Genomic DNA, 22,024 nt, shown 5'->3' on the forward strand with positions numbered 1-22,024 from the left:
TGTGGCGCGACTAAACGGGTTCGCTTCGTTCTCTCTGCGCGGAAACCACGGGACAGACTGACACAAAACCTTTGCCGCGCTCGCTTCCAGCCCGAAGCATGTCCCCGAAGCGTGTCGCGGCAGTCGCCCTCTTCGTCGCTCTCGCGGGCTGTGCGGGGTTCGCGCCGACTGACGGCACCGAGACGCCCTCGGCGACGGCTCCGACGTCGACGCCGACCGAGACCACTGCGGAAACGACCGAACCACACACCGGCGTCGGCACGTCGCACACTTCCGACCACCTCACGGTGCGCGCTAGCGCGGGCGTACAGAACCTTTCCGTGACGCTGGCGCCCGACGGCGACAGCGCGACCTACGAGGTTCCCGCCGGCGATGAGCTCTCCTTCACGAGGGAGATTCACGACCGCGGACACGACGTTCACGTCGTCGTCGAGCGCGGCGGAGAAGTCGTCTACGAGGCGGACGTTCTCGGGTACGAGTACCACCAGCTAACTGTCCACGAGAACGACACCGAGGTCACGATGGCCGTCGTGTAGGTCGGAAGCGTTTACCCGCTTCACGCGCAACTGCGAACTGATGACAGACTCCAACGCCGGCGGAGGCGACCAGCCTGCGCCGGACGAGGAGCCCGACGCCGAGACGCCGGCGGACCTCCGAGAGCAGGTCGACTTCGAGGAGTTCGGCCCGAAGGAGATGGCCGAAATGTCCGCCGAGGAGTGGGACGCCGCCTTCGACCCGGACACGTGGATTACGGGCGACCGGCTGCTCGACCGCGTGGAGAGCGACCTCCGCCACCGGGTCGCCACCCGCGACGTGTTCGCGGTCGTCGAACGCGACAGTATCGACGGCGACCCCGTCGTGCTCGCGTACTCCGACGAGGGGTACGCGGTCGTCCACTCGGACGGCACTGTCGAGGGCCGCGGCACCGTCCTCCGGGACGTGAAACCGACGGTGGCGCTGTGTTCGATGGACGACTACGACGTACCCGACGCCCCCGAGAACGCCGGTCTCCCCGACCCGCAGGAGGTCCCGGAGGGGAGTGGCGGCCTCGGGACGACGCTGCTCCAGTACATCGGCCTCGCGCAGGTCGTCGTCGGCGTCCTCCTGTTCCTCTCACCGTTCATCTACGACCCGCTCGTGCGGACGTGCCCGCCCGTCCCTGGGTCGGCCGCGCGCGCTTGCTCGGTCGCCGGGACGACGCTGGAACTGCATCCGCTCGGCAACTCCGCAATCATCGCCGCCATCGCGGGCGTCGGCTTCGTACTGTTCGGCGCGCTGATGTTGCTCATTGTCGCGAACGCCCGTCTGTCGGACCGCTTCCGCTCCGAGGAGTTCCGCAACCGCCTCCGCTCGGCGGGACTGGGCGACGGCGAGCGGCCGTCGTTCGTCCCCGAAACGGATAGCCAGCGAGACCGGTCCGACGCCCCCTGAACCCCGGCAGAACCGGCGTAGGAACCGTCTCGTTCCGCGCGGCCATCGGTGGGTTTATGCGGGAGCCATCCTGACTCACGACTGTATGAAGAGGCGGGACTTTCTGAAGATTGCGACCGGTTCGGCCGGCGGCGCTGCAGCCATCGGCGTAGCCGGCGCTCGGTCGTCCTCCACGTCCGCCGCCGTCCAGGAGGGCGAAGGAAACAACACGACCGCCGGGAACGGAACGGCCGGGAACGCCACGACGGACGGTAGTGGCTCCGGTGAGAGCGACGGGCTCCCGGGCGCGGGCACGACGAAGACGGTGCAAGTCGGGCCCAACGGCAACAACATCTTCGACCCCGAGACCGTCTACATCCAGCCCGGCGCGACGGTCGAGTGGGTGTGGCGGTCGTCCGGCCACAACGTCCACGCGACTGACGTGCCCGAGGAGGCCGATTGGAGCGTCCAGACGGAGATTACGGGGCCGGAGTTCTCGTACTCGTACACGTTCGACGGCCCGACCGGCGAATACAACTACGTCTGCGACCCCCACGAGGCGCTCGGAATGGTCGGCAAAGTGGTCGTCAACGAGAGTGGACAGCCACCCGGCGGCGAAGGCGGCGAAGCCGAGCTCGACCCCCACCACATGGGCGTGCCCCTTCAGGCACACTTCGTGGGTATCGCGACCATCCTGATGATGATCGTGTCGCTCGTCTACGCCTTCTTCGTCCTCAAGTACGGCGAATCACAGAACGCGAGCGCACCCAACAAAGAATAAATGTCCTCGAAAGGCTCCAACTACGGCGACATCCATCGGTACGAGCCCGCCCGCGAGAGCACGGCAGCGACCATCGCAATCGTGTTGCTGACGCTCGTCGAAATCGCGTTCGTGGCCGTGTTCGCGTACGGCCTCATCACGGGCTGGGGCGTCGACCCCGTCGGGAACATGTACCTCGGGTTCCTCCTCGCGGCCATCTTCATCGACCTCTCGTTCGTCCTGCTCCTCTACCGCAAGGAGTTCCTGCCGGACGTGATGATCGTGAAGAAGCGCCGCCGCAAGTGGGAGGACCTCTACGTCCGCGAGGACCAAGTCGACGGCGAGTCGGCGTTCGGGGACGTGAGCGAACAGTTCAAGAAGGCAGTCTACCCGTACTACGAGAAATAATATGTCTGATAAGTACCCAGAGAGTTCGGGACGCCGCCGCTTCGTGAAAGGCGTCGTCGGCAGCGCCGGCGTCGCCGGCATCGGGACCGCCGGCGTCGCCAGCCTCGACGCCGTCACGAACCAGAGCGGGACCGGCGGCGGCCAGACGACGTACTACGGTGTCGAGAACACCGGTGGGCCCGCGCCGCGCGCGATGCCCATGCTCCCCATCGAGATCGACGACGAGGGGTACCTCCGCGGCGTCTACCCCGAGATTCAGGAAGTCGAACAGCAAGGCGAGACCGTTCAGGTCGCCCGCATGGAACTCGGCGGCATCACGTACGAAGTCGACTGGTTCCAGTACTGCGGCGTGCAGGACTACGAGGGACTGCAGCCGAGCTACGAGGGCGACAACTACTTCCGGTACTCGGGCGGAACCAGTTCCTACGACTGGCAGCCCGGCTCCGGGCAGGTCCACGTCGACGACTTCTCCGACTACGACACGTGGGACAACCAGTACGGCGAGGCCGGCATTGGGAAGCCCGCTTCCGTCACGTGGCGCTCCCAGGACACCGACAACTCGATTCCCGTGCAGGTCATCCGGAGCACGCTCCTCGAAGACGCAGTCGAGGAGGCCGACGGTGACATCGGCGAGTGGCTGGACGCCGCGACGCAGAACGGCTTCATGGCGTTCGTCAACAAGTGTACGCACTACTGCTGCGTGCCCGGCTACCGCTCGTCGAACTACGACGGCGCCGGGGACAAGATCTACTGTGCGTGCCACCAATCCATCTACGACCCGTACAGCATCGTCAAACGTAGCTTCACGGCGTACCCGCGCCCGGAGGACGGATAGATGAGCGTCGAACGCAAGGACGACCACGACCACGACGCGTGGCTCGAGGAGAAAGACCTGACGCCGATCGAGCACACGTTCCTCGCGACGCTCGTCTGGCTCGACAAGCGGCTCCGGCTGGTCGACTACCTCGAACTGCTGGAGACGCTGTACTACCGCGTCAACCTCCAGATGCCGAAGAGCCACACCGAGCAGTACAACCTCGACAACAAGTTCTGGTACTGGTACCCGCTGTACTCGCTCGGGTTCTTCTCGACGCTGGCGTACGTCGTCGCGGCGATATCCGGCGCGCTACTCGGGTTCTACTACTCGCCGTCGACGGCCGCCGCCGGCGCGTCCAGCATCGAGGGCGCGACTGTCGCGTACAGCGCGGTGGCGTCCATCATGACGGACCTGAACTTCGGGTTCTTCCTCCGGTCGCTGCACCGGTGGGCCGCGCAGGTGATGACCGCCGCGGTGTTCCTCCACATGCTGCGCGTCTACTTCACGGGCGCGTACAAGGAACCCCGCGAGGTCAACTGGATTATCGGCATCGTCCTGCTCAGCCTCACGATGGTCTTTGGGTACACGGGCTACCTGCTCCCGTGGGACCAGCTCGCGTTTTGGGCCGGACAGATCGGTGTCGAGATGAGCCTCTCGATTCCGCTCATCGGCGAATGGGTCGCACAGCTCGTGTTCGGTGGCTTCTCGCCGGGCCAGCCGACACTCCAGCGAATGTACATCCTCCACGTGTTCCTGCTCCCGTTCGTGGTGACGGCGGTCATCGCCATCCACCTCGGACTCGTCTGGATGCAGGGCATCGCGGAACCCCACTAATACCATGGCAGACGACGAACACACCGACGACGCGGCTCGCACCGACGGCACGGGCATCGTTCCGCCGGACGACGAGACGCCGACGTGGCGCGAACGCAAGGAGCGCACGACCGGCCTCTCCCGGCTGACCTACGAGTACTTCGAGCGCTCCCGCCGCGAGGACCAAGACCTCCGCGAGGAGTCCGACTACGTCGAGCGCGACGTGCTCGCGTTCCCAGTCTGGCCCCACGAACTCATCCGGAATCTCGCGCTCACGAGCTTCTTCGTCGGGATGATTTTCTTCCTCGCGTCGACGCTCCCGCCGCACCTCGGCGCGCCCGCGAACCCGAGTCAGACGCCGAGCATCATCCTGCCGGACTGGTACCTCTACTGGTCGTTCGGCCTGCTGAAGCTCGGCCCGCTGAACCCCGAGCTGGCGATTCTCGGCGGCGAGAAACTGATGGCCGACCGGACGTACGGCGTGGTCGCGAACCTCGTCGTCGTCGGGTTCATCGCCATCGTGCCGTTCCTCAACAAGGGGAGCGCGCGCCGCCCCGTCGAGCAGCCGTTCTGGGCGTCCATCGGCGTGATGGGCGTCGTCTTCGCGGTCACCATCAGCGCGTTGTCGATGAAGAACCTGATTCCCATCGACTCGCACCTGCTGTTCGACTTGACGTTCCTCGTCCCGCCAATCGCCGGCGCCATCGCGTACGCGCTGTTGCGGACGATGCGCGAGGGGTACATGTACGACCTCAACCGCCGGTACTACAAGCTCCGGCCGCCGAAGTAACCGGCTCCGCGCCGCGTCGCTGTCTCTGACTGCTCCCGCCTCACTTCTCCCGCCTCACTTCTCCCGCCTCACTTCTCCCGCCTCACTCTCGCTGCGCTCGTTCTTGTCGACCGCGACAGTGAAGTGCCGGCCGGCCGTTCGACTACGTAATGAGTGACGACGAACGCGGTCGCGACGTGGTCGTCCCCGACCGGCTCTACAAGTCCGTGACCGTCTTCTCCACGCTGTTCGCCGTCGTCACGGTCGTCCTCGGGTTCGTCGCGCTGGACACCGCGACGAACGCGGGGCGGGCGGCGCCCGAGGATGTGAACGTCGCGCTCGCGGCGCTCGCCGTCGGTCTCATCGCAGCGGGGGGGCTCGTGTACGCGTTCTCCTCGCGGTTCCGCGCCAGCGGAATGGCAAAGGATAAAGACAGCGGCGACGAACCTTCAGATAATGGCTGACGAGTTCGCGAAAGGGCTCGGCCTGTTGACGGGCGCGGGCCTCATCTGGATGGTGCTTGCCGGCTGGTACAAGACCCCCAGTTTCTCGGGTGCACAGCTCACCGGCTCGCCGCCGAGCGACCTCTCGATGCTCGGCGAGGGCGCGTTGATACTAACGGAGTCGATGTTCTGGCTGGCCATCTTCGGCGCGTTGCTGTTCTGGGTGGGCGTGCCGCTCGGCCGCGAACTGTACGCGAAGGTCTCCAGCGAGTAACCGCGCCGTTCTCGCCGTCGCAGTCTCCCCCGCGTAGCGTGTCGTCCCGTCTGACTATCGCCTCACTTGCGGGACAGTCCAGGGTGTTCGCGCTGTCGCTTCGACACCAGCTAGCTACGCTGCGGTCGCTCGGAGAAGAGCGTGCGACTCGACGACGCGCTCGTCGCGCCAGTGAGACCGACGAGAGCCGCGCTGGCCACTCGGATAGAAACGGAAAATGCTGCCGCGCTGCCTTCAGACGACCTGCGCCCAGAACGGCTTGATGAGGAAGAAGACGCTGAGGTAGCCAGCGTACATGAGCGTAATCGTCGCCGCGACGATGGCGCCCTTCGGCGCTTCCAGTTCCATCCCTTCTCGGGCTTCGACCTTGCGGGACTCGAACTCGAAGAAGTCCGCGAGGAGCGTGCCGAGAGCGAGTATGGACAACACCATGCCGCCGTGGTGGTGCAGCGACAGGTAGTAGAAGCTCAACAGCACGACCCCCCACATGGTGAAGGCGTGGAACGGGTGCCACGAGAGCGCGTCCGCGCCGTCCTCGGCCTGCCGTTCGTGGGCGCTGTGGGCGATGCGCCGGCTGACGAAGTTCAACACGACCATGAACAACACGGCGTACTCGGCGTAGGGCGCCAGCACCGTGTCGAGTGGCCCGAAGAGCGTGACCGATGGAACTGCCATACGCGTTGGTCGGTCTGTCGCGGTATTATGTCTTTTCCAATACGCTCACTCGAAGCCGACGCCGCGCGACGCCGCGACGACCGCCACGGGGAACGGCTCCCCCCAGTCGAGTTCGACGGGCGCGTGCGGGGCTGCGAACCCGCGGTCGCGACCGTCGACGAACAGCGACACGTCGGCTTCCTCGCGGACGACGGTCACTGCGGTCGGCGCGTCGAGCACCCACTGGACGCCTTCGACGCGGAACGGTGCGAGGGGGACGACCGCGAGTGCGCCGGCGTCGGCGGACAGCAGCGGGCCGTTGGCGTCCGCGGCGTAGCCGTGGCTGCCGGCGGGCGTCGCGACGACGATGCCGTCCGCGCGCACTTCGTCGACGTCGCGGCCGCACGTCTCGACCGCGTACTCGGAGATGCGCGCGGGCTCGTCGGTCACGAGCGTGACGTCCGCGAGCGCGCGCACCGCCGTCTCGCCGGCGTCGACCGCCAGCGTCGGTCTGTCGTCGACCCGGTAGTCGCCGTCCGCGAGCGCGACGAGCGCGTCCGGCAGGTCCTCGTGGGCGACGCCGCCGTACTCGCGCCCGACGCCCACGGGCAACACCGGCGTCCCGGACGCCGCCGCGAGCGCGTCGAGGAGCGCGTCCTCGCCCAGCGCCGCGACTGCGTCGACGTCGGCGTCGCTGGCGAGCGCCTCGTCGCCGACGACGACCGTTTCGCCGGCGTCCCGGACGACGTCGGCGGCAGTCGTCGCCCCGTCACCGAGAACCCCGACGCGTGTCACCGCGCCACCCCACGCAGAATCGTCTCGCTCATCGTCGGAACGCGGGGACGGCAGTCGCAAAAAGGCTACGGGCTCCCGGCGTCAGTACGGCCAGTCGCCGGTAATCTTCATCCCCTCCGCGAGGTCTTCGGCTTCGAGCGCGGCCGCCACGTCGGCCTCGCTGCCGTGCGCGACGGCGAACCCGCTGTCGGCGAGTTCGACCGCCAGTTCCGTGAGCAAGACGGCCTGCTCGCGGAACGTCCGCGCTTCGAGTTTGTCGAGGGTGTCCGCGTGCGTGTGCCCCCACCCGCGGCCGTCGCCGTCGGTCTGACTGGTGACGTGGTAGCCGGGGACGCCGAACTTCACGTACTCCCAGTGGTCGGAGTGTGGCCCCATCTCGGGCGTCACCGAAATCGGGTGGTCGAAGCGGTCCGCGACCCCGCGGGCGGCGTCGCCGAGCGCGTCGAAGTGGTGCGTGTAGAACTCCAGCGTGCGCCCGGCGACCACGCCGTCGAGGTTCAGCACCGCGCGCACGTCGTCGCGGTGTCTGTTCGCCGCGTCGTACGCGGACCCGACGAGACCCACCTCCTCGGCGCCGAAGCAGACGAAGTGGACTCTCGTGTCGAGTTCGCCCTCGCGGTCGGCGAGCGCGTGCGCGAGTTCCACGACCATCGCGGTGCCGGCGCCGTTGTCCATCGCACCCTCCGCGATGTCGTGGGCGTCGACGTGGCTCGTCACGAGCAGTTCCTCGTCGGTGTCCGGGCCGAGCGTCGCGTGGACGTTCTGACTCGTCGCATCGCCGACCTCAGCGGTCACGGAGACGCCGACATCCTCGCCGTCGTACTTTCGAGCGAGGCGCGCGCCGACCTCCTTGGAGACGCCGACCGCGGGAATCTCCCCGAGCGGCTGCTCGTCGGTGCCGACGCTCCCCGTCGGCGGGAGTTGGCCCTCGACGTGGTTCTTGTAGACGAACGCGGCAGCGCCCGCTTCGACGGCGTGATAGTACTTCTCGCGGCGGTGGAGGTAGCGGTCGTACCACCCGGGCACGTCCGAGGCGACCATCACGACCTTCCCGGTGAGGTCCGCGTCCTCGAAGTCGCTCGGGAGGCCGTACCCGAGGTCGACGAACTCCCCGTCGACGTCGCCGTTCGGACTGCGCGGCAGGGCGATGCAGTCCTCTTCGCCCGCGGGCGTCTCGACGGCGCTGTCGCCGCGCGCCCAGCCCTGAATCTCGAACTCGTCCAAGGAGGCGTCGCCGCAGGCGGCCGCGAGCGCGTCCCGCGTCGCCTCGGCGGCCTCGTGTTCGCCCGGCGACCCCGCCATCCGGTCACGCACGTCGACGAGCGTCTCGAGGTGGTTCCAGCCGGTGTCGCTGGTGAACACGTCGCCAATCCAGTCGGTCATGGCCGTACCGACGCTCACCACGCCGTAAGTCGTTTCGAAAGGAGAAATTCGGTGTCGTCGCGCGCGACGCTCCCGCGTTCAGATGTCGCCTTCGTCCTTGAGGCCCTCGATGACGTCGTCGACGAGGGACTCGGCGTCGTCGTAGGGGAAGTCGGCACGACTGGAGAGCTTCGTCGCCAGCTCCATCGCGGTAAACGACTTGCCGCCGGCCTCGAACTTCGTCGAGGGGCCGTTCGGGAGCGCGGGCACGAGGCCCATCTGGTTCTTGACGGGGTAGTCGGCGTTCGAGAACGCGTCCAGGAGTTCCTTGCGGAGCTCGGTTTCGACGTCTGCCATGTTCGCACGTGGACAGCCACCCGGCAAAAGGGTTCTGGAACCCTCGACTCGGCGCGCGGAGTTTCCACGCGCTGACGGCCGCGTTCCTCGCGAACGAGGGGGACACGACGCTCGGAGCGTGGCCCCGTCGGGGGTTAAAAGCACCCTCACAGTTTCGGCTCGCAGTTGAAGGGGCAGCGAGTCGTAGCATCGGGTATGCCTCCGGACGGCCGCGAAACCGGCGCGTCGTGCGACGCGTGGGACAACTCGCACTGCGAGGGCACGCGGTTCTGTCAGCCGCGCTGCCCACGCGTCGTCGACGACGACGGCCGGGCGCTGGTCGTCCGCAGACTCGCGGACGGCGACGCCGACCGCCTCCTCGACATGTACGCGGAGATGTCCACGGAATCGACCACACTTGGCTTGCCACCGCGCACGCGAGAGCGAACCGCACGCTGGCTCGACGGTCTCGACGCCGACGGCCTGAACCTCGTCGCCGTCGACGACGGGCGCGCGGTCGGCCACGTCGCCGCGGCGCCGCTCGACGACCCGGACCCGCGGCTCGTCGTGTTCGTGCGCCCCGGCCACCGCGACCGCGGCCTCGGCACGGAACTCCTCCGCCAGTTGGTCGCGTACGCCGCCGACAGCGGCTGCGAGTCGCTGCTGTTGACCGTCGACGCCGACAACGAGCGCGCCGTCCACGTCTACGACAACCTCGGTTTCGACGTCGTCGAGCGCCTGCGCGCGGAACTCACGATGGAGATCGTCCTCGACGGCCCGCTCGTCGAGCGCGCACAGGCACCGCCCGCGGAGCGCTCGGACCACGGGTAGGGTGGCGGCCGCCGGGCGTTCCAAACCAAAGTATTCAGTACCCGGTACTCCTTACGCCCGAGCATGAACTCCGATGCAGCCGAGCGGGTGACGCGCCGCAGTTTCCTCCGAGCGGGTGTCGGCGCCGCCGCTGCGGGGGCCGCCGCGACCGGGACTGCCGCCGCACAGGAAGGCGAGGGCGGGCCGACAGTCGTCACCGTCGGGCCGGGCGGGAGCAACGTCTTCGACCCCGAGACTGCGTACGTCGAGCCGGGCGGGACCGTCCGCTTCGTCTGGGACAGCAGCGGCCACAACGTCGTCCCGCAGTCGACGCCGTCGGGCTCTAGCTGGTCGGGCCACGAGACAATCGAGGACTCCGGGTTCGAGTACGAGCACACCTTCGAGACGGTCGGCACCTACGAGTACGTCTGCACGCCCCACGCCAGCCTCGGCATGGAGGGCGTCATCGAGGTCACGGAGAACCCGCCGGAGAACACCGGCTACCAGTCCATCCTCCCGGACAGCGCGCTGACGCTCGGCGTCGGCGCGACCGGGTCGCTGATCTCCGTGCTCGGCCTCACTTACCTGTTCATGCGGTACGGCGGCGACTACGAGGGCGACTTCGACGAGTAACGTTTCTCAGACCGTCACCCACTCGCGGCGGTCGTCACTGCGTTCGACGGCGTCCAGCAGCCGCTGGACCGCCAGGCCGTCCGCGAAGTCCGGCGCGAACTCGCTGTCGCCGTCCGCGGCGGTGAGGAACTCGCTGTTCTCGTGGACGAACGTGTGCTCCCAGCCGAGGACGTGGCCGGCGGGCCACCAGCGGTCGCCGTACGGGTCGTCCTCGTCTGTGACGAGCACCGTCTCGAAGCCGCGGCCGTCCCCGCGCCGGACTTCCAGTTCGTTGAGGCGTTCCAGGTCGAACCGAACGGCGCCCTCGGAGCCGTCGATTTCGAACGTGTGGCCGTTCTTCCGGCCGGTCGCGTACCGGGTCGCCTCGAAGGTTCCCATCGCGCCGTTCTCGAACTCCGCGTGTGCCGCGAACGCGTCGTCGACGGTGACGGGCCGCGGGTCGCTCTCGCCGTCGGGAACGCGCTCGTCGACGAACGTCTCCCGGTGGCCGCTCACGGCGTCGATGTCCCCGACGAGGAAGCGCGCGAGGTCGAAACTGTGCGCGCCGAGGTCGCCGAGCGCGCCCGACCCGGCGGCGTCGGCGTCCATGCGCCACGTCCACGGCGCGTCCGCGTCCGCCAGCCAGTCTTGGAGGTAGCGGAAGCGCGCGTGCCGAATCTCGCCGAGCGCGCCGTCTTCGATGAGTCGCTTGGCGTACTGGACCGCGGGCACGAATCGGTAGTTGAAGCCGACGGCCGCCGTCGCGTCGCTGTCGGCGGCGGCGCGCGCCATCCGCTCGGCGTCCTCGACTGTCGGCGCCAGCGGTTTCTCGCAGAGCACGTGGACGCCCGCCTCCAGCGCGGCGATGGAGGGTCCGACGTGGACGTGGTTCGGGCCGAGGTTGTAGAAGACATCCACGTCGTCGAGCGCGTCCCGCCAGTCCGTCTCCACGCGCTCGAAGCCGAGACGGTCCGCGGCCTCGCCGGCGGCGGTCTCGTCGCGCCCGACGAGCACGTCCAGCGAAACCTCCGGGGCGTCCGGGAAGAACTGGGGGAGCGTGCGTAGCGCGTTCGCGTGCGCGTCGCCCATGAACCCGTAGCCGAGCATCCCCACGGAGAGCGGTTCGTCGGTCACTGTGCTGGCCTCCGTCGCGCGCGGTGTCCGGCGTCTGTGTCGCGTACTGTCACGTCCGGAGCGTTCACTCGACATCGGATAAACGTTGCCGGTCAGTACGTCTCGACGTCGAGTTCGACGGGGCGGCGCTCGCCTTCGAGGTCCGCAACGACGCGCTCGACGACGCGCTCGCCCTCCTCGACGACGAGTCCCACGACCTTCTCGACCACCCAGTCCAGAGATACGAGTCGCGGCAGGTCGAGCGCGCCGCGGGCGCTGTCCGTGTCGTACGTGACGACGAACGTCACCCGCGAGCCGTTCTCGGCTTCCGCGACCTCCCAGCGGCCGTGCGCGTCGATGCCGTCGACGAGTCGCCAGTCGATTTGCTCGGGTTCGTCCGTGTCCGTGACCCGCGACCGCACCGTGTGCGTGAGTTTCCACCACGCGAACGTCAGTTCGTATTCGGTTCCCGCGCCGCCGTTCCCGTGCTGAGTGACCGACTGCAGGTACTCCGAGTAGTCGGCGTACCGCGGGAAGTCGGCGACGAACGCGTACGCTTCCTCGACGGGGACGCGGACGTCCGTGCTCACTTCGACCGTGTTCACACGCGCCCTTCGTCGCGCTGTGACAAAGGTCTACTGTGGCTGCCCCCACCGCCGTGCTTGTATCCATCGAGCGCGAACCGGGAGGTATGACAGAACACGTCGCCGTGGTCGGTGGCGGGCCCGCGGGCCTGACCGCCGCCATCTACACCGCACGCGCCGGGCTCGATACAACCGTCTACGACGCCGGTGAGCCGATTCTAGCGCGCAACGCCCACCTCGAAAACGTCCCCGGGTTCCCCGCCGGCGTGAACGCGCGGACGTTCCTCGACGCCACCCGCCAGCAGGCCGCGGACGCGGGCGCCGAGTTCGTCGAGGCGCGCGTCGAGCACGTCACCGACTCCGGCGAGGCGTTCGCCGTCGAAACTGACGACGCCGGCACGGACGCCGCTGACTTCGTGGTCGCGGCGTCGTGGCCCGACAGCTCCTACCTCGACGGCTTCGAGCTGTCGCGCATCGACCGCGGATCGAAGACGATGCTGGACGTCGACGAGTTCGGCCGCACCGACGTCGACGGCGTCTACGCCGCCGGCCGGGTCGCGCGCCAGTACCACCAGACCGTCGTCGCGGCCGGCCACGGCGCCACTGTCGGCCTCACGGTCATCGACGATAGCGACGTCCCTCACTACCACGACTGGGTCGCCCCGGAGGGCTACTTCACGGGCCGCGACCGCGACGTGCCGCCGGGCTGCGAGGAAATCGACGAGGCCGAACGCCGCGAACGCGAACGCGGGAGCCTCGACGCGCTCGCCGCGCTCTCCACGGCGGACCCGCCGACGATGCACCCCAGCGTCGCGGACGACGACTGACCAGCCTATTTATAGCCGGGAGCGCGAACCTCCGGTGAATGCTCTCCGGAGTGAACGTCGCCCTCGGGGTCACGGGCAGCATCGCGGCGGTGAAGGTCGTGGAACTCGCCCACGAACTCCGCCGCCGCGGCGCGAGCGTGCGCGCCGTGACCACCGGGAGCGCCCAACACATCATCGACCCGTGGGCCGTCGAGTTCGCGACGGACGAACCCGTCGTCACCGAGATTACGGGTAGCGTCGAGCACGTCGACCTCTGCGGGCGGGACGGCTGGGCGGACGTCTTCCTGATTGCGCCGGCGACCGCGAACACCGTCGGGAAGATTGCGGGTGCAATCGACGACACGCCCGTGACGACGTGCGCGACGACCGCACTCGGCGCCGACGTGCCGGTCGTCATCGCGCCCGCGATGCACGAACCGATGTACGACCACCCGGGCGTGCTCGACGCCATCGACCGCGTGGAGTCGTGGGGCGTCGACTTCGTCGACCCGCGCGTCGAGGAGGGGAAAGCCAAAATCGCCACCGAGGAAGCAATCGCTGTCGAGACGGCGCGCGCCGCCACCGACGACCCGCTTTCGGGCGACCACGTCGTCGTCACGAGCGGCGCGACCAGCGAGCCAATCGACCCCGTGCGCGTACTCACGAACCGCTCGTCCGGGCGGACGGGTCGCGCGGTCGCCGCCGCCTGCTACGTCGCGGGCGCCGACGTCACGCTCGTCCACCAGGGCGAGGCCGTCCCCTACGCCGACACCGTGCGCGTCGAGACCGCTGCGGAGATGCTGGCTGCGACCCGGGAGGCGTGCGCGGACGCCGACGCACTCGTCTCGGCGGCCGCGGTCAGCGACTACACCGTCGACGCCAGCGACGAGAAGATTCGCTCCGGGCAGGACCTCACGCTGGACCTCGAACCGACGCCGAAACTCATCGACGAACTCCGCGAGACCTACCCCGGCCTCGCCATCGTCGGATTCAAAGCCGAGACGTCCGGCGACGACGACGCGATGGTTGCCGCCGCCCGGGAGACGCTCGAACGCGTCGACCTCTCCTTCGTCGTCGCCAACGACGCCAGCGTGATGGGCGAGGAAGACACCCGCGCGCTGTTCGTGACCCGCGAGGACGCCACCGAGTTCGTCGGCACCAAGACCGCTCTCGGGCGCCGCGTCGCCGACGAAATAGCCGGACTGGACTGACCCACCGTCTCGAAGTATTCCGGCGCACAGCGTGGGAAACCGAAGGTATCATCATACGGCGCAACCACTCGCCGAACACGACAAATGACGCTAGCTACGCGGCCGCAGTCGTCGCTGCGGCCCGAACCACGGGGGGTGACCTGATGGCTGGCGACGACCTGATCGTCCCGGTCGACGACTCGGTGACACTCCGGAAGACGGTGGCGTACGTCGCCGAACGTGCCGCCGACGCCGACGGCCGGCCGACCCTCCACTTCGTCTACCCAGTGTCGGAACGCATCGACACCAGCGAGGAGGGCGCGGAAGCGACCGCCGCCGTGGAACTCCTCGACCGCATCGAAGTGTGGGTCGAAGAGGACCTCGGCGAGGAAGTCGATTCGGTGGCAATCGAGACGGCCGTCGTCGGGCAGACGGAGTACCTCTTCAACCCCGGCGACTACGCCGACGTGCTCGTCGACTACGCCAACCGCCACGGCGTCGAGACGGTCGTCCTCGACCCCGAGTACAACCCCCTCGGGATGGCGCCGCTGCTCCCGCCGCTGGAGGGCGAACTCGAAGCCGCCGGCCTGACCGTCGAACTCGCGCCCGTCGAGCGGCCGACCCGTCGCGGCCCGCTCACGCGGACCGCCGGCCTCGGCCAGTTCGTCGTGTTGTTCTGCTCGACGTACGCGTTCTACTTGCTCGTCTCGGGCACGCTGTCGACGTTCAACATCGCGACCGGCGCCGTCGCCGCGGGCGTCGTCTCCGCGATACTGTGGCGCATTACGACTCGCGGCGAAGTCGAACTGCGGAAGCTCGGCGGCCGCCTCGCGCGGCTCGCGCTGTTCGTCCCCTTCCTCGCGTGGGAGATTGTGAAGGCGAACTTCGACATCGCGTACGTCGTCCTCCACCCCAAACTCCCCATCGACCCGAAGGTGGTGGAGTTCGACGCCGCGGTGTGGTCGGAGCTTCCGGCGACCACGCTCGCGAACAGCATCACGCTCACTCCCGGGACGCTCACCGTGGACGTGACCCAGCGACACTTCACCATCCACAGTCTCACGCCGGGCGCCCGCGAGGACTTACTGGACGGCGCGCTCGAACGCGCGGTCCGGTTCGTGTTCTACGGCCGGCCCGCGGCCCGCATCGCCAGCCCCGCCGAACGCGGCGCGCGCACCGACGACGAGGAAACGGAGGGTGACGACGAATGACGTTCATCTCCGACGTGCTGCTCGGCGGCGCGGCGGCGTTCATCGTCGTCTCCCTGTCCATCCTCTACCGGGTCGTCCGCGGCCCGACGATGCAGGACCGCGTCATCGCGGTCAACGCCATCGGGACGAACATCGTCGTCGTCATCGCGCTCGTCGCGGCGGCCACTGGCAACTCCTCGGCGCTGGACATCGCCATCGTGTACGCGCTGCTGAACTTCCTGATGAGCATCGCCATCTCGAAGTTCACCGTCGAACGGGGTGGTGTGCTGTGACGCCCCGCGAACTCGCCGTGCTCGTGCTCGTCGCCGGCGGCGCGTTCTTCGCGTTCGTCGCCGCGGTCGGACTGCTCCGACTGCCCGATATCTACACGCGCACCCACGGCGCCTCGAAGAGCGACACGCTCGGCGCCGGCCTCGCGCTCGCGGCGGTCGCGGTCACGTTCGGCTTCGACCTCTCCACCGCGAAGGCCGCGCTACTCGTCCTGTTCATGTTCATCACGAATCCGACCGCGGCCCACGCCATCGCGCGCGCCGCCGCCGACCAAGGCATCGAACCGTGGACGACCGACGAGGGTGATAGCGAATGAACTTCGAACTCCCGCTGTTGGTGTTCGTGCTCGCCACCGCGCTGGCGACCGCCGTCCTCCGGGACGTGCTCGCGGCCATCATCGCGTTCGCGACGTACAGCCTCGGCATCGCGGTCGTCTGGGTGGTGCTGCAGGCGCCCGACGTCGGCCTGACGGAGGCCGCGGTCGGCGCCGGCGTCACGACCGTCCTGTTCCTGTTGACCATCGCGAAGACGGTGCGACCGTCGGGCGACCGCCTGCTCGAACGCCTCGACGTACCAGCGCTCGGCGTCGCCGTGCTGTTCGTCGCGGTGCTGGCGGCGACGCTCGGTTCGCTCCCCGAAATCGGCGCGGCGGACACGACCGTCATCACCTCGGAGGTCACGCAGTACTACCTCGAAAACGCCTACCACGAGACCGGCGTGAAGAACGTCGTCACCGCCGTGCTCGCCGCCTACCGCGGGTTCGACACGCTCGGCGAAGCAGTCGTCGTCTACTCGGCGGGCGTCGGGCTGCTCGTCGTGCTCGGCAAGGAGGTGTTCGCGTGAGCGAGTCCAATCCGGAGGCCGCCGACACGGCCGACGACCTGCGCTCGTACGTCGAGAGCCCCATCATCATGGCGACGGTGCGCGTCGTCTCGCCGTTCGTGTTCACGTACGGCCTCTACCTGATGTTCCACGGCGCGAACTCCTCGGGCGGCGGCTTCCAGGGCGGCGTCGTCGTCGCTACCGTGATGTTGATGCTGGGCATCGCGTTCGGCATCGACCCGCTGCGCGAGTGGGTCGGCGAGGCCACACTCGTGCTCGTCGTCGCCGGCGGCGTCGCGGCGTTCGTCGCTATCGGCGTCGGCACAGTCGTCGCCGGCGGCGGCTTCCTCGACTACTCGGCGTACGGCATCCACCACGCCAGCAAGTACGGCATCGAAGTGGTGGAACTGTTCATCGGCGTCATCGTCGCGAGCACCATCACTGGCCTGTTCTTCGCCATCGACGCCGGGAAGGACGGAGGTGACAACGAATGATAGACTTACTCGTTACACGAGACTACTACGTCGCGGCGTTCCTGCTGTTGGGCATCGGGACGTACGTGATGATAGCCGCCGGGAACTTCGTGAAGAAGGTCATCGGCATGAACATCTTCCAGACCGGCATCTTCCTGTTCTTCATCGCGTCCGCCTACCTGAACGGCGGGACGGCGCCGGTGCTGTCCGACAGCGGACCGTACGTCAGTCCGCTGCCGCACGTGCTCATCCTCACCGCTATCGTCGTCGGCGTCGCGCTGACGGCGGTCGCGCTCGGGATGATTGTCCGCATCTACGCGGAGTACGGCACGCTCACCGAGGACACCCTCAAGGAGGTGCGTGAGGGTGAGTGACCTCGTCGCGCTCGCGGTCGCCGTCCCCATCGTCGGGTCGCTCGCGGCGCTGGTCGCGGGCGTCGCTCGCTCCGAGAGCGGGTGGCCGGTCGCGGTCGTCGCGTGCGCCGTCCAACTCGCGGTCGCAGCGCAGTTGGCGGTGACGGCGTTCACCGACGGCTCCATCAGGTACGTCGTCGGCGGATTCGAAGCGCCGTACGGCATCGAACTCCTCGTCGACGGGCTCTCCGCGACGATGATAGTCCTCATCGCCGTGGTGTCGCTGGGCGTGCTCGCGTACTCCCGGCGCGCCGGCCCGCGCTCGAACCCGTTCTACGCGGTGTACATGCTGCTGGTCACCGGCCTCACCGGGATGAGCGTCACGGCGGACCTGTTCAACATGTACGTCTTCCTCGAAATCACGGGGCTGGCGGCGTACGCGCTCGTCGCCAGCGGCGAGCGCGGACGGTCGGCGGTCGCGGCGCTGAAGTACCTGCTCGTCGGCACCGTCGGCGCCTCGCTGTTCCTGCTCGGCATCGGGTACGCGTACATCGACACCGGGACGCTGAACATGGCCGACCTCGGCGACAAACTGGCCGGCGCGGACCCGACGCTCGTCCACGCCGCGTTCGCGTTCATCGTCGTCGGTCTGTTCATCAAGGTCGCGGTGTTCCCGCTGCACACGTGGCAGCCAGACGCGTACGCGGGCGCTCCCGACAGCGTCAGCGCGTACATCTCCGCGCTCGTCTCCACGGTCGCGGCGTACGCACTGTTGCGCGTCGTCTACACGGTGTTCGGCGCCGCGTTCCTCGCCAACAACGAGCTGGCGAACGCAATCCTCGTCGGCGGCGCCACCGTCAGCATCGTCGTCGGCAGCCTCCTCGCAATCTCGCAGGCGGAGGTCAAGCGCATGCTGGCGTACTCGTCGGTCTCGCAGTTCGGGCTCGTCGTCGCCGCCATCTCCATCGGGAACGTGACCGCGCTCATGGGCGCAGCGATTCACCTCGTCGGCCACGCCATCATGAAGGGCGGCCTCTTCCTCACTGCGGGGCTGGTCGCCACGGAGACCGGCGCGCGCAACGTCGAGGAGTTCGACGGCCTCGTCCAGCGCTCGCCGCTGGGTGCGGGCGCGTTCGCCGCGCTCGCAATCGCGATGGTCGGCATCCCGCCGACCGTCGGCTTCGCCGGCAAGTGGTACATCGCCATTGGCGCCGCCGAATCCGGCTCGTGGGCGCTGCTCGCGGTCATCGTCGGGAGCACGCTGCTCACGCTGGCGTACTTCGCGCGCCTCGTCGAACGCATGTTCTTCCGGGAACCGAGCGTCGACCTCGAACCCGCTATCGAGCGCGTCGACGCGCGCACCGACGGCGGCGAACCCGTCGGCGCGTCCTTCGGGATGCGGGCGACGGTGGTCGCTGCTGTCGTCGCGGCCGTCGTGCTCGGGTTCGCGGTGTTCGGTTACGCTGATCAGCTCCGACCAACCATCGAGGTGCTCCTCTCATGACTGAAATCACTTCCATCCGGCCGCTCGCTGCGGTGCTCGTGTCGGCGGTCGCGGTCGTGCCGATTCTCGCCTCCCGCGGCCGTCCGAACGTCCGCGAGGGGTGGACCGTGCTGGCGGCGCTGGCGAAGTTCGGACTCGTGGCGAGCATGGTGCCCGCCGCGCTCGCCGGCGACGTCTACGTCACCGAACTCGGACAGTTCGTCCCGCACGTCGCGTTCACCCTCCGCGCGGACGCACTCGGCCTGCTGTTCGCGCTGCTGGCGAGCACCCTCTGGATCGTGACGAGCTTCTACAGTATCGGCTACATGCGGGGGCTCGACGAGGGCCACCAGACGCGGTACTTCGCGTCGTTCGCCGGCAGCGTCTCCGCGGCGGTCGGCGTCGCGTTCGCGTCGAACCTCGTCGTCCTCTACGTGTTCTACGAACTGCTGACCGTCGCGACCTACCCGCTGGTCGCCCACGACGGCACGGACGAAGCGCGCGCCGCCGGCCGCAAGTACCTCGCGTACACGTTCGGCGGCGGCGTCGCCGTCCTCGCCGGCACCGTACTCGTGTTCTACATGACGAACACGACGGCGTTCACGACCGGCGGCATCTCGGCGCTCGCGTCGGCGGACCCGACGCTCGCCCGCGCCGCGTTCGCGCTGCTGGTCACCGGCTTCGGCGTGAAGGCCGCGCTGATGCCGCTGCACTCGTGGCTGCCGGACGCGATGGTCGCGCCGACGCCCGTCTCCGGACTGCTGCACGCGGTCGCCGTCGTCAAGTCCGGCGTGTTCGGCATCGCGCGCGTCCTCTTGGACGTCTTCGGCATCGACCTCGTCGCGCGACTCGGCGTCGGCGGCGTGCTCGCGGCAGTCGCCGCGTTCACGCTCGTCGTCGCCAGCGTCATCGCGCTCCGACAGGACCACCTCAAGCGCCGGCTCGCGTTCTCGACGATTAGCCAACTGTCGTACATCGTTCTCGGCATCGCCGTCGCGGGCGCCGCCGGCCCCAGCGAGGCCGCGAAGTGGGCGCTCATCGGCGGGCTGTTGCACATCCCGGCGCACGCGTTCATGAAGCTCACCCTGTTCTTCTGCGCGGGCGCCGTCCACGTCGAGACCCACACCGACTACATCTCGGAGATGGCGGGCATCGGGAAACGCATGCCATTGACGATGGGGGCGTTCGCCGTGGCGTCCGCCGGCATGGCGGGTATCCCGCTGATTGCGGGCTTCGTCAGCAAGTACTTCCTGCTCATCGGCACCGTCTCCAACGGCGACCTCGTGTTCACCGCCGCGCTCCTGATTTCGGGCATTCTGAACATCGCGTACTTCTGGCCGGTCGTCTACACGGCGTTCTTCGAGAGCCAGGACGGCGCGGACGACAAGCCGTTCATCTCCAGCGTGTTCGGCGGCCGATTCGCCCGCGAAGCCCGGACTGACGGCGGCCACGACCACGACGGCCACGGCGCCTTCGAGCGGCGCGCGCCCAACGGCGCGGAGTCGACGTGGTTCATCGTCGGCCCGATTCTGTTCGCGGCCGCCGGCTCCGTCGTGCTCGGCGTCGTGCCGGACACCGCGGTGTTCCTCCAACTCGTCCGCGAGGTGGCTGACGCCGCCGTCACCATGGGGGTGATGGCGTGATGGACGCAATCGTTCCGCCGTTCGTCCCCGTGCTGCTGGCGGCGCTACTGCTGCCGTTCCTCGGGCGCCGCGCCGGCCACGCGCTCGGCGCGCTCGCCAGCGCCGCTGTCGTCCCGTACGTCTGGTTCGTCGCCGAGGGAGCGCACTTCCAGACCCAGCTGTTCGGGTTCGAGGCGGTGCTGTTCAACGTCGACCCGTTCTCGACGCTGATGGGGCTCATCTTCGGGTTCATCGGCGCCGTCGGCGTCGTCTACTCGTACGCCAGCGACGCCGACAACCTCCAGACCGCGTTCGCGCTCGGCTACGTCGGCACCAGCATCGGCGCCGTCTTCGGCGGCGACTGGCTCACCCTCATCTTCTTCTGGGAGCTGATGGCCGTCACCAGCACGCTGCTCGTGTGGCACTACGGCGGGAAGGCCGTGCGGGCGGGCTTCCGGTACGCGCTCGCGCACGGCATCGGCGGCACGCTGCTGCTCGGCGCCATCGTCTGGCACTTCGCCGAGACCGGGACGTTCCTGTTCGCGTCCGTCCCAGGCGGCCCCGAAGTCGCGGGTCTCGCCGGGTCCGTCGCGCCCATTCTCGGCGCCATCGGCATCGGCGTCAACGTCGGGTTCATCGGCCTGCACGCGTGGCTGCCCGACACGTACCCGCGGCCCCACGTCGCCGCCAGCGTCTTCCTCTGCGTGTTCACCACGAAGACCGGCGTCTACGGGATGTACCGCGTGTTCCCGCAGGACGGTAACGTCGCCGTCGCCTACATGGGCGGCCTGATGGCCGTCTTCGGCGCGACGATGGCGCTGTTCCAGAACGACATGCGCCGCCTGCTCTCCTACCACATCCAGTCGCAGGTCGGCTACATGGTCGCAGGGGTCGGCATCGGCGGCGCGCTCGCGCAGGCCGGCGCGTTCGCGCACGTCTTCAACCACATCCTCTACAAGGGGCTGCTGTTCATGACGGCGGGCGTCGTCGTCTACCGCACCGGCGAGGAGAGCCTGAAGAAACTCGGCGGGCTCGCCCGGGAGATGCCGATTACGGCGGGCGCGTTCACCGTCGCCGCGCTCTCGATTTCCGGCTTCCCCGGCTTCAACGGCTTCGTCTCGAAGGGCATCGTCATCTCCGCGAGCCACTACAGCTTCGAGAAGGGGCCGCTCGTCCTCGGTGAGTTCTACACGCTCGAACTGCTGCTCCTGCTCGGGGGCGTCGGGACGTTCATGTCCTTCATCAAGTTCGGCTACTACGCGTTCTTCCACGGGAGCTACGACGGCTCCGTGAAGGACGCGAACCGCGGGCAGTCGGTCGCGATGGTCGCCGTCGCGGCGCTCTGCGTGTTCTACGGCGTCTTCGACGGCGCGCTGTTCGCCATTCTGCCCTACGACGTGACGAGTGACGCGGTCGTCCACCACGTCTACCACACGTACACGGTCACGCACATCCTCGAAGGACTAGCGCTGGCCGCACTCGGCCTCGTCGGGTTCGCTCTCGTGAAGAAACCGCTCTCGGGCCTCGGGCGCGTCCCGGACGTCGACAACGTCTACAGCCCGCTGCTGTTCTACGGCACGCGCTCGCTCGTCGTCGGCGTCACCGAACTGTACGCCGCCGTCGACCGCGCGGCCGTCCGCACCGCCGACGCGACCGGCGCCGTCGTCACCGCGCCCGGCGCCGCTGCCGCCCGCGTCTTCGGTAAGGACCGCGTCTCGCTGCGCGCGGACATGAGCACGAGTCTCCTACTGGTCGTCGTGATGGTCGCGCTCGCGCTCGTGCTCGTGCTGTAACCCCCCGCGAACCCCTCTCACTGTCGCGTTCGTTCCGTCAC

General features: G+C 68.4%; 28 protein-coding genes. 22 read left to right on the forward strand and 6 right to left on the reverse strand.

What is annotated here, in order from left to right; translation table 11 throughout:
- Positions 1 to 98: 98 nt before the first annotated feature.
- From AVZ66_RS03210 to AVZ66_RS03250, 9 genes are all read left to right on the forward strand, one after another.
- Positions 99 to 536 carry a hypothetical protein gene (locus AVZ66_RS03210; RefSeq protein WP_058981779.1) on the forward strand — a complete coding sequence of 146 codons (438 nt, stop codon included), beginning with the start codon at positions 99 to 101 and terminating at the stop codon, positions 534 to 536.
- A 40-nt stretch (positions 537 to 576) separates the two neighbouring features.
- Positions 577 to 1,431 carry a hypothetical protein gene (locus tag AVZ66_RS03215; RefSeq protein WP_058981781.1) on the forward strand — a complete coding sequence of 285 codons (855 nt, stop codon included), beginning with the start codon at positions 577 to 579 and terminating at the stop codon, positions 1,429 to 1,431.
- Between the two features lie 85 nt (positions 1,432 to 1,516).
- A complete protein-coding gene (locus AVZ66_RS03220; RefSeq protein WP_058981783.1) occupies positions 1,517 to 2,191 on the forward strand; it encodes a plastocyanin/azurin family copper-binding protein in 675 nt (224 codons plus the stop codon).
- A complete protein-coding gene (locus AVZ66_RS03225; RefSeq protein ID WP_058981785.1) occupies positions 2,192 to 2,578 on the forward strand; it encodes a hypothetical protein in 387 nt (128 codons plus the stop codon).
- A gap of 1 nt (position 2,579) precedes the next feature.
- A complete protein-coding gene (locus AVZ66_RS03230; protein ID WP_058981786.1) occupies positions 2,580 to 3,413 on the forward strand; it encodes a ubiquinol-cytochrome c reductase iron-sulfur subunit in 834 nt (277 codons plus the stop codon).
- The gene (locus AVZ66_RS03235; protein ID WP_058981789.1) at positions 3,414 to 4,229 is read left to right on the forward strand and encodes a cytochrome bc complex cytochrome b subunit; all 816 of its coding nucleotides are present in this window, start codon (positions 3,414 to 3,416) and stop codon (positions 4,227 to 4,229) included.
- A gap of 4 nt (positions 4,230 to 4,233) precedes the next feature.
- Complete coding sequence (locus tag AVZ66_RS03240; protein WP_058981790.1) at positions 4,234 to 4,998, forward strand: cytochrome bc complex cytochrome b subunit; 765 nt, start codon at positions 4,234 to 4,236, stop codon at positions 4,996 to 4,998.
- A gap of 149 nt (positions 4,999 to 5,147) precedes the next feature.
- The gene (locus tag AVZ66_RS03245) at positions 5,148 to 5,441 is read left to right on the forward strand and encodes a hypothetical protein (RefSeq protein WP_058981792.1); all 294 of its coding nucleotides are present in this window, start codon (positions 5,148 to 5,150) and stop codon (positions 5,439 to 5,441) included.
- Positions 5,434 to 5,694 (forward strand): hypothetical protein, encoded by a 261-nt coding sequence (locus AVZ66_RS03250; protein WP_058981794.1) that lies wholly within the window; start codon positions 5,434 to 5,436, stop codon positions 5,692 to 5,694. The genes AVZ66_RS03245 and AVZ66_RS03250 overlap by 8 nt, the downstream gene beginning before the upstream one ends.
- Positions 5,695 to 5,928: 234 nt before the next feature.
- Here AVZ66_RS03250 and AVZ66_RS03255 read toward each other — a convergent pair whose 3' ends face one another.
- From AVZ66_RS03255 to AVZ66_RS03270, 4 genes are all read right to left on the reverse strand, one after another.
- Complete coding sequence (locus AVZ66_RS03255) at positions 5,929 to 6,369, reverse strand: hypothetical protein (RefSeq protein WP_058981796.1); 441 nt, start codon at positions 6,367 to 6,369, stop codon at positions 5,929 to 5,931.
- 45 nt (positions 6,370 to 6,414) lie between these two features.
- Positions 6,415 to 7,143, reverse strand: a complete 729-nt coding sequence (locus AVZ66_RS03260; protein ID WP_058981799.1) for an NAD(+)/NADH kinase — start codon at positions 7,141 to 7,143, stop codon at positions 6,415 to 6,417.
- 81 nt (positions 7,144 to 7,224) lie between these two features.
- Positions 7,225 to 8,526 (reverse strand): M28 family peptidase, encoded by a 1,302-nt coding sequence (locus tag AVZ66_RS03265; RefSeq protein ID WP_058984620.1) that lies wholly within the window; start codon positions 8,524 to 8,526, stop codon positions 7,225 to 7,227.
- A 78-nt stretch (positions 8,527 to 8,604) separates the two neighbouring features.
- Positions 8,605 to 8,862 carry an MTH865 family protein gene (locus AVZ66_RS03270; protein WP_058981801.1) on the reverse strand — a complete coding sequence of 86 codons (258 nt, stop codon included), beginning with the start codon at positions 8,860 to 8,862 and terminating at the stop codon, positions 8,605 to 8,607.
- A gap of 195 nt (positions 8,863 to 9,057) precedes the next feature.
- Between AVZ66_RS03270 and AVZ66_RS03275 the strand changes: the two genes are divergently transcribed.
- Both AVZ66_RS03275 and AVZ66_RS03280 read left to right on the forward strand, forming a co-directional pair.
- Entirely contained in the window at positions 9,058 to 9,672 is a 615-nt protein-coding gene (locus AVZ66_RS03275; protein ID WP_058981804.1) for a GNAT family N-acetyltransferase, read from the forward strand.
- Between the two features lie 63 nt (positions 9,673 to 9,735).
- Positions 9,736 to 10,284: a plastocyanin/azurin family copper-binding protein gene (locus AVZ66_RS03280; RefSeq protein WP_058981805.1), complete on the forward strand. Its 549-nt coding sequence runs from the start codon at positions 9,736 to 9,738 to the stop codon at positions 10,282 to 10,284.
- 6 nt (positions 10,285 to 10,290) lie between these two features.
- On the opposite strand, the gene AVZ66_RS03285 is transcribed toward AVZ66_RS03280, so the two are convergent.
- Both AVZ66_RS03285 and AVZ66_RS03290 read right to left on the reverse strand, forming a co-directional pair.
- Positions 10,291 to 11,370, reverse strand: coding sequence for a Gfo/Idh/MocA family protein (locus AVZ66_RS03285; protein WP_058984621.1), 1,080 nt, complete (start codon positions 11,368 to 11,370; stop codon positions 10,291 to 10,293).
- Between the two features lie 119 nt (positions 11,371 to 11,489).
- Positions 11,490 to 11,981, reverse strand: a complete 492-nt coding sequence (locus AVZ66_RS03290; RefSeq protein ID WP_058981807.1) for a type II toxin-antitoxin system RatA family toxin — start codon at positions 11,979 to 11,981, stop codon at positions 11,490 to 11,492.
- A gap of 86 nt (positions 11,982 to 12,067) precedes the next feature.
- Here AVZ66_RS03290 and AVZ66_RS03295 point away from each other — a divergent pair, with 86 nt between their 5' ends.
- The 11 genes from AVZ66_RS03295 (at position 12,068) to AVZ66_RS03345 (ending at position 21,983) form a co-directional block, all read left to right on the forward strand.
- Positions 12,068 to 12,787, forward strand: a complete 720-nt coding sequence (locus tag AVZ66_RS03295) for an NAD(P)/FAD-dependent oxidoreductase (protein WP_058981809.1) — start codon at positions 12,068 to 12,070, stop codon at positions 12,785 to 12,787.
- A 38-nt stretch (positions 12,788 to 12,825) separates the two neighbouring features.
- Positions 12,826 to 13,977 carry a bifunctional phosphopantothenoylcysteine decarboxylase/phosphopantothenate--cysteine ligase CoaBC gene (gene coaBC, locus AVZ66_RS03300; RefSeq protein ID WP_058981811.1) on the forward strand — a complete coding sequence of 384 codons (1,152 nt, stop codon included), beginning with the start codon at positions 12,826 to 12,828 and terminating at the stop codon, positions 13,975 to 13,977.
- Positions 13,978 to 14,120: 143 nt separating this feature from the next.
- On the forward strand, positions 14,121 to 15,167 hold the full coding sequence (locus tag AVZ66_RS03305; protein ID WP_058981812.1) for a monovalent cation/H+ antiporter subunit E: 1,047 nt from the start codon (positions 14,121 to 14,123) through the stop codon (positions 15,165 to 15,167).
- Positions 15,164 to 15,439 carry a cation:proton antiporter gene (locus AVZ66_RS03310; protein WP_058981813.1) on the forward strand — a complete coding sequence of 92 codons (276 nt, stop codon included), beginning with the start codon at positions 15,164 to 15,166 and terminating at the stop codon, positions 15,437 to 15,439. The genes AVZ66_RS03305 and AVZ66_RS03310 overlap by 4 nt, the downstream gene beginning before the upstream one ends.
- Positions 15,436 to 15,753, forward strand: a complete 318-nt coding sequence (gene mnhG, locus AVZ66_RS03315) for a monovalent cation/H(+) antiporter subunit G (RefSeq protein WP_058981814.1) — start codon at positions 15,436 to 15,438, stop codon at positions 15,751 to 15,753. Before AVZ66_RS03310 ends, mnhG begins: the two co-directional genes overlap by 4 nt.
- Entirely contained in the window at positions 15,750 to 16,280 is a 531-nt protein-coding gene (locus tag AVZ66_RS03320; protein ID WP_058981816.1) for a DUF4040 domain-containing protein, read from the forward strand. Before mnhG ends, AVZ66_RS03320 begins: the two co-directional genes overlap by 4 nt.
- Entirely contained in the window at positions 16,277 to 16,753 is a 477-nt protein-coding gene (locus tag AVZ66_RS03325; RefSeq protein ID WP_082678761.1) for an MnhB domain-containing protein, read from the forward strand. The genes AVZ66_RS03320 and AVZ66_RS03325 overlap by 4 nt, the downstream gene beginning before the upstream one ends.
- Positions 16,750 to 17,106: a cation:proton antiporter subunit C gene (locus AVZ66_RS03330; RefSeq protein ID WP_058981817.1), complete on the forward strand. Its 357-nt coding sequence runs from the start codon at positions 16,750 to 16,752 to the stop codon at positions 17,104 to 17,106. The genes AVZ66_RS03325 and AVZ66_RS03330 overlap by 4 nt, the downstream gene beginning before the upstream one ends.
- Entirely contained in the window at positions 17,099 to 18,589 is a 1,491-nt protein-coding gene (locus AVZ66_RS03335; RefSeq protein WP_058981819.1) for a monovalent cation/H+ antiporter subunit D family protein, read from the forward strand. The genes AVZ66_RS03330 and AVZ66_RS03335 overlap by 8 nt, the downstream gene beginning before the upstream one ends.
- Entirely contained in the window at positions 18,586 to 20,211 is a 1,626-nt protein-coding gene (locus AVZ66_RS03340) for a proton-conducting transporter membrane subunit (RefSeq protein ID WP_058981821.1), read from the forward strand. The genes AVZ66_RS03335 and AVZ66_RS03340 overlap by 4 nt, the downstream gene beginning before the upstream one ends.
- Positions 20,211 to 21,983, forward strand: a complete 1,773-nt coding sequence (locus tag AVZ66_RS03345) for a Na(+)/H(+) antiporter subunit D (protein ID WP_058981823.1) — start codon at positions 20,211 to 20,213, stop codon at positions 21,981 to 21,983. The genes AVZ66_RS03340 and AVZ66_RS03345 overlap by 1 nt, the downstream gene beginning before the upstream one ends.
- Positions 21,984 to 22,024: the final 41 nt, after the last annotated feature.

It is taken from the genome of Halobacterium sp. CBA1132 (genome assembly GCF_001485535.1).
Classification (GTDB): Archaea; Halobacteriota; Halobacteria; order Halobacteriales; family Halobacteriaceae; genus Halobacterium.